This is a genomic window from Vibrio sp. 2134-1, assembly GCF_033339495.1.
Window position 1 is genome coordinate 1 of the sequence record NZ_JAWOUS010000987.1, and the last position, 511, is coordinate 511.

Genomic DNA, 511 nt, shown 5'->3' on the forward strand with positions numbered 1-511 from the left:
CTGGCACCGCTGAGCTTGCAGGTTTCGACCCATCCTTGCCACAAAAGCGTAAAAACACGATTGAGATGGTGGTTCGCGATTTGTTCCCTCGCGGCGGTGATTTCAGCCAAGCAGAATTCTGGACAGGATTTCGCCCAATGACGCCAGATGGCACACCAATCATAGGTGCAACGCCATACGACAACCTCTTTACTAATACCGGGCATGGGACGTTAGGGTGGACAATGGCATGTGGTTCTGGGCACTTATTGGCCAATATCATGACAGGTGAAAAAGCCAAAATCATGGAGAACTCAGAGCTCAACTTACTTCGTTACGCGTAAATAATCGCACAAAAATCAAACAGGCCTTTACTCTACATACTGCATAGTAGTTAGCATTTTTAACTCATCGAATATGCAGCACATTAAAATGACAACGTGCTGCATATTTAATCAAACCAATAAATTCCCCATCTAATTGCGCACAATAATCAACTAGAACCAAATTTTAACAACACCAAGCCATTCTG

General features: G+C 44.0%; 1 protein-coding gene. It reads left to right on the forward strand.

Features of this window, described 5'->3' with window-relative positions:
• Positions 1-323: FAD-dependent oxidoreductase (locus tag R7R78_RS29625; RefSeq protein ID WP_225475029.1), on the forward strand; the 323-nt coding region annotated here is incomplete at its 5' end.
• Between the last annotated feature and the right edge of the window lie 188 nt (positions 324-511).